The 8,972-nt window shown below is 67.1% G+C and carries 8 protein-coding genes; 3 read left to right on the top strand and 5 right to left on the bottom strand.

Annotated features, from left to right (window positions below):
* Window positions 1-240: 240 nt before the first annotated feature.
* Genes A5650_RS05890 through A5650_RS05870 form a run of 5 tightly spaced genes read right to left on the bottom strand, consistent with a single transcriptional unit; the run spans window position 241 to window position 5,450 of the window.
* Window positions 241-1,317 carry a TIGR03857 family LLM class F420-dependent oxidoreductase gene (locus A5650_RS05890; RefSeq protein ID WP_502687049.1) on the bottom strand — a complete coding sequence of 359 codons (1,077 nt, stop codon included), beginning with the start codon at window positions 1,315-1,317 and terminating at the stop codon, window positions 241-243.
* Window positions 1,281-1,658 (bottom strand): nuclear transport factor 2 family protein, encoded by a 378-nt coding sequence (locus tag A5650_RS05885; protein ID WP_067287474.1) that lies wholly within the window; start codon window positions 1,656-1,658, stop codon window positions 1,281-1,283. Before A5650_RS05885 ends, A5650_RS05890 begins: the two co-directional genes overlap by 37 nt.
* Window positions 1,655-2,722 (bottom strand): phosphotransferase, encoded by a 1,068-nt coding sequence (locus tag A5650_RS05880; protein ID WP_067287470.1) that lies wholly within the window; start codon window positions 2,720-2,722, stop codon window positions 1,655-1,657. The genes A5650_RS05885 and A5650_RS05880 overlap by 4 nt, the downstream gene beginning before the upstream one ends.
* Window positions 2,719-3,828 carry an alpha/beta hydrolase gene (locus A5650_RS05875; protein ID WP_067287467.1) on the bottom strand — a complete coding sequence of 370 codons (1,110 nt, stop codon included), beginning with the start codon at window positions 3,826-3,828 and terminating at the stop codon, window positions 2,719-2,721. The genes A5650_RS05880 and A5650_RS05875 overlap by 4 nt, the downstream gene beginning before the upstream one ends.
* Window positions 3,825-5,450: a flavin-containing monooxygenase gene (locus tag A5650_RS05870; protein WP_067287463.1), complete on the bottom strand. Its 1,626-nt coding sequence runs from the start codon at window positions 5,448-5,450 to the stop codon at window positions 3,825-3,827. Before A5650_RS05870 ends, A5650_RS05875 begins: the two co-directional genes overlap by 4 nt.
* 156 nt (window positions 5,451-5,606) lie before the next feature.
* On the opposite strand from A5650_RS05870, the gene A5650_RS05865 reads away from it, so the two are divergent.
* The 3 genes from A5650_RS05865 (at window position 5,607) to A5650_RS05855 (ending at window position 8,957) form a co-directional block, all read left to right on the top strand.
* Window positions 5,607-6,605, top strand: a complete 999-nt coding sequence (locus A5650_RS05865; RefSeq protein ID WP_067287459.1) for an aromatic ring-hydroxylating oxygenase subunit alpha — start codon at window positions 5,607-5,609, stop codon at window positions 6,603-6,605.
* Window positions 6,606-6,678: 73 nt separating this feature from the next.
* Entirely contained in the window at window positions 6,679-7,293 is a 615-nt protein-coding gene (locus A5650_RS05860; protein ID WP_067287456.1) for a PaaI family thioesterase, read from the top strand.
* Between the two features lie 8 nt (window positions 7,294-7,301).
* Complete coding sequence (locus tag A5650_RS05855; protein WP_067287453.1) at window positions 7,302-8,957, top strand: acyl-CoA synthetase; 1,656 nt, start codon at window positions 7,302-7,304, stop codon at window positions 8,955-8,957.
* Window positions 8,958-8,972: the final 15 nt, after the last annotated feature.

Genomic DNA, 8,972 nt, shown 5'->3' with positions numbered 1-8,972 from the left:
TACAGCCGCCAGGCCGCCGCAGAACCGGTCGCCCGCACGACCATCACTCCTTAGCTCACTTCCGCGAGCGTGCGTGTTTGCACACGACACGCCGCAGTTTCTCGGCACTTTGCGCACGCTCGCGGCACACTGAGCGTGCGCATACTGCGCACATCTCGCGGCGTGTCATGTTCAGACACGCACGCTCGCGCAGATGGGGGCAGATGGGGGGGGCAGCTGGCGGTACTAGGTGAAATCAGCTCACGCGGACGCGCGGTACGCCTCGACGATCGGCTCGAGTTCGTCCGGCGTCGCGCCGTGCATGATGAGCGCGTCGGCGCCGTAGTCGAACTCCTTGCGCACCCGGTCGACGCACTGCTCGGGCGACCCCGTCGCGGCAGGCTCCAGCCATTCGTCGGGGATCAGCGTCGCGATGTGCTCGATCTGCTCCGGCGAGGCCTTGTGGTCGATGCCGCCGGGGATCGACTGCACGACCTTGTCGTCGCGGAAGCGTTGCAGCACAGCAGGATCCCAACCGTTGGTCTTGACCAGGAGGTCGCCGTAGCCCTGCAGATAGGTGGCCAGCCGGGCCACGGTCTTCTTCAGCCGCAACTCCTCGGGCAAATGGTCGCCGACGGTGGCGAAGCACGACCACACCCGCACGCTGGCCGGATCGCGGTCCGCTTGCTCGGCGGCGTCCTTGACGGTCTTGACCGCGCGCTGCAACGTCTCCGGGGTGAAGTACGTGTGCAGAATGACGTCATCGAACGCCCGCCCTCCCAGCGCCAGCGTCTGCGGGCCGAACGCCACGATCGCCAGCCGGATGTCCTCGCGGAAGTCGGGATCGAGGAAGAGCACCTGATACTTGCCGATCGGTCCGTCGTGGTTGAAGATCACCTCGCCGTTCCACAGCCGGCGCATGACCTGCGCAAAATCCTCCATCTGCGCGGTCGTGACCGGCGGGATGCCGAATGCGCCGTACATCGCCGCGACCCCACGGCCGATGCCCAGGGTGAACCGGCCACCGGAGAGCCGGTGCATCGTCGTCGCCCACGAGCCGGTGATCAGCGGGTGGCGCGTGTTGTGATTCGTTGCCGCCGTAGCGATCTGCATGCGCGACGTGACGGCGCACGCCGCACCGACGAGCGACGACGCCTCCTTGACGTTCCACCGTTCGGAAATGAACGCGGTGCCGAATCCGAGCTCCTCGCCGCGCCGGGCCTCGTCCATCAGGCTCGCCGGGCCCTCACCCCCGGCGCCGGCCAACAGGTAGTAGCCCAGTTCGTCGTGTACAGATTGGGTCACGCCCAGACTCCTTGTTTGTAGCCGCAGTTCCACACCTCGACGATCCTGCCGTCGACCACCCGGAAGACTTCCATACTGCCGATCGTGGTCTGCGTGCCGTCCTTCATCTTGATCGGGGATTGGTAGACGATCGCGACGTGCTCTCCGTCGTCGCCCGCCACCACCAGGTTCAGGTCGAAGCGAATACTCTCCGACACCTCCCACATGTCGACCACTCGGCGCACCGCCTGTTCGTGGGTCAGTATGTGCGCCGGCTCCCCCACCTCGTGACGAATCACCGTCTCGCCCAACAGCTCATCGGCCAGCTCGAAATCCGCCTTGTTCCAGGCCACCAGGTTGTACAGCTCCACCACCTCGCGCGCCGACCGGCTCATCCGAACACCTCCAACGCGTCGATCGCGTCGATCGCGGCCACCGCCCGATCGGTCAGCGTCAGGCACAGGCGTCGCGATCGTTCCGGCAGCGCGTCCCACCCGTTGAGCGTGATCACCGGCAGCACCATCAGGTAGACGGCCGCGAACCGGTAGTGCCGCCACGCCTCGTCGAATTCATAGTCAGGTGCTCCATGCGCGGCGACGTGGTCGAGGTACCCGCGCAGCAGCGCCTCATCGTGGCCCTCCCGGACCGCTTGCGGCAGGCCCTGGGTCACGAGGTAGGCGACGTCGGTCGCCCCCGCGCCGCGCGCCGCGAATTGAAAGTCCACGACCTTCATGTGGTCACCGGAGAAGAAGAGATTGTCGGCACGAATATCGCCGTGCAGCAACATGTTCCGCTCGCTGAGCACCGGCAGCGCCTCCACTGCGCGTTCGGCGAATCGTTCCGCGAACGCGGCCACCGCCGGCGGCACGTTCTCCGAGGTGTTCGCGCAGTAGATCTCCCACCCCGGCCCGAACGCCGGCAACAGCAGGTCCCGCGCGGTCGGGGTGTCGATGCTCGGGAACTGTTCCAGGACGGCGGATTCGCACGCCCACGCATGCAAGCCCGCCAGCTGCGCGATGCAGGTCCGGGCGCGGTTCATGGACAGCCCGGCCAGATGGTCGGCGTTGTCCCAGTCCGACAGGTCCTCGAGCAGCAATACAAATTCCACGCCGTCGTCGGCCATCCGGGCGGTGTACACCCCTGGGGTGCCCATCGGGGCACGCCCTGCCACGTCGCGGTAGAAGGCCAGCTCGCGTCGATATCCACCCAACAACTCCATCGCGCCGCGCGCCTCTGACACCGCGGGAAGCTTCGCGATCAGCGTGGGCGGGACACCGGTTCCGGTCAGGTGCAGCCGGTACAGCAGCGACGAGAAGCCGCTGTCCATCGCGATCTGCTCGGCGCGGACGTCGTCGACGGTCGCGTCGCCGAGGCCCGCGTCGGTGCGGAGCGCCTCGGTCAGCCAGCCGGCGTCGACCTCGTCGATGCCGCCCGGCACCGCGGCCGTGCTCGTCGTCATCGAACCCCACTCCCGCTGACCGCCGCGAGGAATCGCTCCGACGCACGCTGCACGCCGCCCGCGAAGAGGTGGCCGACGTGGCTGCCCGGGTGCCAGTACATTTCGCCGCCCCACCTCTCGTGCAGGCGTTCGGCGGGTTCCCGCCGCGCCATCTGGTCGTGGCTGGCGCCGACGATCAGCCGGCGCTCGGGCGGCGCCGTCGGCTCGACGGCCTGATAGTCGACCACCGACATGACCCGCTCCACGGGCTCGGACCGCAACAGCTCGATCGTGTCGTGTACCGACGGCCCCCACCGTCCCAGGTGCGCGGCGATCATCGCGTTGAGCCCGAAGATCGGGGTGTATACCGCCACGGCGTCGACCTCCTCGAGGTGGGACACCAGGCCCGCCACCGGACTTCCCATCGAAACACCCGACACCGCGACGGCCCTCACCTGCGGACGCAGCAATCGAATCACCGCACGCACCTCGGAGACCACGCGGATCAAGCCCGCCACATTGTTCAGCGGGTCCATGTTCGGATAGGTCGGCCACCGATCTCGCCGCACCCCACACCCGGGCTGCACCGGTAACGCGATGTTGAATCCGAGTTGCTCCTGCAACCACCGGGCCCGCGAGAACACCAGGTCGATCGGTAGCCCCTGGCCTGCCCCGTGCACCCAAATCAGCCACGGTCGCGGCTCGTCGCCGGTTCGGCACAGGTGCACCACCGCCGTCGCGGGACCGCCGAACTCGGCCAGCGCCGCGGGCAGATGGGGATCGTGTTCGAAGGTCAGCTGCTCGTATCTGGTCCGGGCGAACCGGCGCTGCCGAATAGCCGCGGGCTGCAGCTCATCCGGTGCGACGTGCACGCCGGCCATGCCCAGCCCGGTCAACGCGTCGGCCGCCGCCGCGCAGGACTCGACGGTGCGCTCCACCTTCGGCGGCGGTGCGGTCAATGTCATCCCCGACAGGGCCAGTTCGTCGAGGACGACCTCCCCGAGTTGCCGGAGACCCCTGCGCGACAGCGGTTTCCAATCACCGGGCGCGGCCACCGCAGCTCGCGCCCGCGGCAACACGCCCGCGAAGTCGCAACCGATACGGTAGGCGCGTTCTGCTGCTTTCATGCCAGCTTGAACCCGGTGTAGCCGGCATCGGCCACCTCGCCACAACGACGCCGGTACTCGGGAATCCCCGCGGTGTAGCCCATGTACATGCGCTTCTTGCCCGGCACATTGCCGCCGTTGTACCAGGAGTTGCACGTCGGATGGTCGAGCACGGTCGGGGCGACGAGCGCGGTCGCCTGTGCGATCCACTCCCGCTGGGCCTCGGGCAGCGCTTCGATGCTTCGGTACCCGTTCTGCCTCAGATACTCGATGCAGTCGCCGATCCAGTCGACGTGGTGTTCGAGGGCGGTCACGAAGTTGCTTGCGGGCGCGGGGCTTCCGGGTGCCTGGATGATGAACAGATTGGGAAAGCCCGCCACCGCGATCCCGAGGTAGGTGTACGGGCCCTCGGTCGCCCAGAAGTCGCCCAAGGACATCTGGTCGCGGCCGGTGACGGCGATGCGCGACATCGCCCCGGTCATCGCGTCGAATCCGGTGGCGTAGATGATCACATCGAGGTCGTGGTCGCCCTGTTCGGTGTGGATTCCCTTCGGCGTGACCTCCACGATCGGCCCCTTGCGCAGGTCGACCAGCGTCACGTTGTCGCGGTTGAACGTCTCGTAGTAGCCCTGGTCGATGATCGGGCGCTTGCAACCGAACGGATGGGTCGGGGTCAGCGCCGCAGCGGTCACAGGATCCTTCACGATGCGCGCGACCGCTTCGCCGTAGAGCTTGGCGGCCATCTGGTTGGCCTCGATGTCGAAGAAGACGTCGCCCCAACTGAGCGCTCCGATGATGCCGCCCTCCTCGACGGCGCGTATCTGCTCCTCGCGCGACGCGGACTTCAGTGGCGGCCTGGTCATCATGTCGAACATCACCGAGAACGCGCTCAGCCGAGCCGCGCCCACCATGTGCTCACGCTGCGCCGCACGTATCTCGGCGTAGTTCGCCTTCAGCTCGTCGAGTTCCCCGTCGTCGAACGGGCGGACCTGCCACGGCAGGGTGTAGGCCGGTGAGCGTTGGAACACGGTGAGGTGGCCGGCCTGCTCGGCCACGACCGGGATCAGTTGCACCCCGGTGGAACCCGTCCCGATCACGCCGACCCGCTTACCGGTCAGGTCGGCGTCGTCCTTCGGCCACCGGCTGGTGAACAGTGACAGCCCGCCGAAGGCGTCCATGCCGGCAATCTCCGGTTCCTTCGGGACCGACAGGATGCCGGTCGCCGCCACGACGAACGGTGCGACGAGGATGTCCCCATTCGCGGTCCGCACCTGCCACTCGGAGGCGGCGTCGTCGAAGGTCATCTCCGTGACCTCGGTGTGGAACCGGATGTCGCGCCGAAGATCCAGCCGATCGGCGACGAAGTTCAGGTATGCCTCGATCTCGGGCTGGCGGGGCATCGTCTCGGTCCACACCCACTCCTGCTGGATCTCCTCGGAGAAGCTGTAGGAGTACTCGATGCTCTCGATGTCACAGCGCGCGCCTGGGTACCGGTTGAACAGCCATGTGCCGCCGACGTTTTCGGCCCTTTCCAGCACGACCGTGCGCAGCCCCAGCTCTCGCAGCCGATGCAGCGCGTACAGACCGGAGAACCCGGCCCCGACGACGATCGCGTCGAAGCGGGTGGTGTCGGATGTCGTCACAGGTCAGCCTTCACGTCCAGAAGCGGAGATACTGTAACTATTACAGTATTGCAGCGCACCACCGGCGGATTTTGACAGAACAGACACGTGTGGCACTTGCTGAAACCGCTACTGTAAGCTCTTCCATTAGTTCGTGGAGACGGGAGGCTGTGCGGCATGAAAGTACCGTTCACCTGGAAGGTCACCGGCTGGTTCATGATCGGCTGGTCCGCCGAATTCGCCGTCGGCGAGACACGGCCGTTGCGGTACTTCGGCGAGGATCTGGTGGCCTATCGCGACGAGGCCGGTGAGCTGCACGTGCTCTCCGCGCACTGCCGACATCTCGGCGCGCACATCGGCCACGGCGGCAAGGTCGTCGGCGACTGTGTCGAATGCCCCTTCCACGGCTGGCGGTGGGGACCGGACGGCACCAACCGCTACATCCCCTACCACCCCGACCGGCCGAACAGGGCGCTGAGGCTGCGCGTCTTTCCGGTGCGGGAGCAGTACGGCTGCGTGTTCGCCTGGCATCACCCCGAGGGTGAGCCGCCGCGGTGGGAGCTGCCGGACTTGTTCCACAAGTTCCCGCAGTTCCCGACCGACGAAGACGCGTATTACCGCCCCTACCCGGAGTTTTCGAGCCGCGCGGAACGCGAGCCGGTGCACCCCCAGATCGTCGCGGAGAACGGCCCCGACAGCGCGCACTTCCACTACGTGCACCACGCGACCGTCACCCCGAAGTGCCTCACCTGGGAGATCGCCGACGAGGAGTGGCGCTTTCTGACCGGCTGGCCCGACGCCTCCAGTGACGACCCGGACAAAATGGCCCTCTACATCCACAGCCATCTGTCCGGCCTCGGGTTCGCGATCAGCGCCTTCGAGGGTTCGTCGAACCACCGACTGATCTTCGCGTGCACGCCGGTCGAGGACGGCTACTCGGACATGTTCTATTCGATCTGGTGGCCCAGGCTGCCCGGTGACACCTCCGACGTCCCGCCGGAGGAGGTACGCAAGAAGGTCGAGCGTCAGTTCATGGGGACCGTGTGGGACGACCTGAACATCTGGCGTTACCAGGAGTACATCGAGAACCCCGCCCTGTCCCGCGTCGACGCGAAACCGTATATGGCGCTGCGGAAGTGGGCTCAGCAGTTTTACGAAGTTCCGGCGTCGGTGTGAGACCCGACGTCGCCGTGATCACGGTGTCCGGCCACCACCGACGAGTTGATCGACATACGGAAGTAGTCGCGCAGTGACCGACACCGAGGACGACATTCGCGAATTCGCCAGGGTCAAACCGGCCCTGGGATCCCCGGAGATGGGTCGCTTCGTCGCGGCGCTGCGCCGGCTGCAGAACATCACGGTTTCCAGCGATCCCGATGCTGCGCTGTGGAACGACTCTGCCGCTCTGCTCGAGAGCGTGTGCGAGCGCCTGGAGGAACACCAGGCCCCGGCGGGCGTCGCTCCTGCCGGTCGGGCCCCCAATCTGCCCGGTAACGGCCACCCGTTGATGCCGCCGTGGCAGGTGGTGACGTCCGGCCCGGACGAGGTGACGATGCGCGGCCACTTCAGCCGGTTCCACGTCGGCGGCAACGACGCCGTGCACGGCGGCGTCATCCCGCTGTTCTACGACTGGCACTTCGGGATGGTGGTGTCGGCGGCCGGGCGCCCCGACAGCAGGACCGCATACCTGCACGTCGACTACCGGCGGGTGACGCCCATCGATGTACCGCTCGAGGCGCGGGCGTGGATCGACTCGGTCGAGGGGCGCAAACTCTTCGTGAGGGCGGAGATGACGGACGGGGACGGCAACGTACTATCCGAGGCCAATGGTCTGATGATCAAACTGCTTGCCCACCAGCCTTGAAAGGCACGATGTCTGTGACCACACAGTTCACCGTCCCGGCCGCCGCCGACACCGTCGCCGCCGTGATCGGCGACCGCGAGTTCATCGTCCAGGGCGATCGCCGATACACCTACGCCCAGGTCGTCGAGCGCGCCAACCGTCTGGCGGCGTTCCTGCACAGCCGCGGGCTGGGTTGCCACGTCGAACGCTCGGAGCTCGCCGGCCACGAGGTGGGCCAGGACCTGCTGGGCATCTACGCCTACAACGGCCCGGAGTACATCGAGGGCATGCTCGGCTCGTGGCGGGCGCGGGTGGCGCCGTTCAACGTCAACTACCGCTACGTCAAGAACGAATTGCAGTACCTGCTCGACGATTCCGGCGCCAGCGCGCTGCTGTACCACGCGGCGTTCGCACCGCGCGTCGCGGAGGTGCTGCCGGACCTGCCCAATCTCCGGGTGCTCATCCAGATCGCCGACGACTCCGGCAACGATCTGCTCGACGGCGCCGTCGACTACGAGTCGATCGTCGGCTCAGGCACCCCGGTACTGCCGCCCATCGAGCCCTCGCCCGACGACCTCTACGTGCTCTACACCGGCGGGACTACGGGCATGCCGAAGGGTGTCCTGTGGCGCCAGCACGACATTTTCATGACCTCGTTCGGCGGCCGGAACATGGCCACCGGCGAGCTCATCACCTCGCTCGACGACATCGCCAAACGGGTGGCGGAGGGACCCGGCACCAAGATCCTCACCCTGCCGCCGCTCATGCACGGCGCCGCACAGTGGGCCGCGATGACCGCGATGACCACGGGCCAGACCATCGTGTTCACCGCCAATCCCGGCAGCCTCGACGCCGACGAAGTGGTAGCGACAATCGAGCGCGAGAAGGCCCTCGTGGTGCAGGTGGTCGGCGACGCGGTCGCACGCCCGCTCGCTGATGCGATCGAGCGCAGCTCGGCCGACCTGTCGTCGCTCGCGGTGGTGGCCAACGGCGGGGCGCTGCTCACTCCGACCGCCAAACAGCGGCTCATCGACGTCAAACCCGGGCTGATCGTCATGGACGGCGTCGGCTCGTCGGAGACCGGTATTCAGATGAACCACATGTCGGCGCCCGGCGCGGTGTCGACCGGCAAGTTCAACGCCGGCCCGGACACCTTCGTCGCGGCCGAGGATTTCAGCGCGATCCTGGAACCTGGACACGACGGCATCGGTTGGTTGGCGCAGCGGGGCTATGTGCCGCTGGGGTACAAGGGAGATGCGGAGAAGACCGCCAAGACCTTCCCGGTGATCGACGGTGTGCGGTACTCGATTCCGGGCGACCGTGCCCGCCATCAGGCCGACGGCTCCATCGAACTGCTGGGACGCGATTCGGTGACCATCAACTCCGGCGGCGAGAAGATCTTCGTCGAGGAGGTCGAGACCGCGCTGCTGTCGCATCCCGCGGTGGCGGACGTCGTGGTCGCGGGCAGGCCAAGCGAACGGTGGGGCCAGGAGGTGGTCGCGGTGGTCGCCCTCGTAGATGGCGCCAGCGTCGAGGCTCAGGAACTCATCGATCACGCCGCGAATTCCATTGCGCGATACAAGCTTCCGAAGGCGATCGTGTTCCGCTCGACGATCGAGCGCAGCCCGGCCGGCAAGGCCGACTACCGGTGGGCCCGCGAGCAGGCGATCAGCGCGAACGCCTGAGCCGACCCCTGCGTC

Origin of the sequence: Mycobacterium sp. 1164985.4 (assembly GCF_001668575.1) — a bacterium.
In the GTDB taxonomy this organism is placed as follows: domain Bacteria; phylum Actinomycetota; class Actinomycetes; order Mycobacteriales; family Mycobacteriaceae; genus Mycobacterium.
This window is presented reverse-complemented; position numbering and strand designations above follow the sequence as displayed.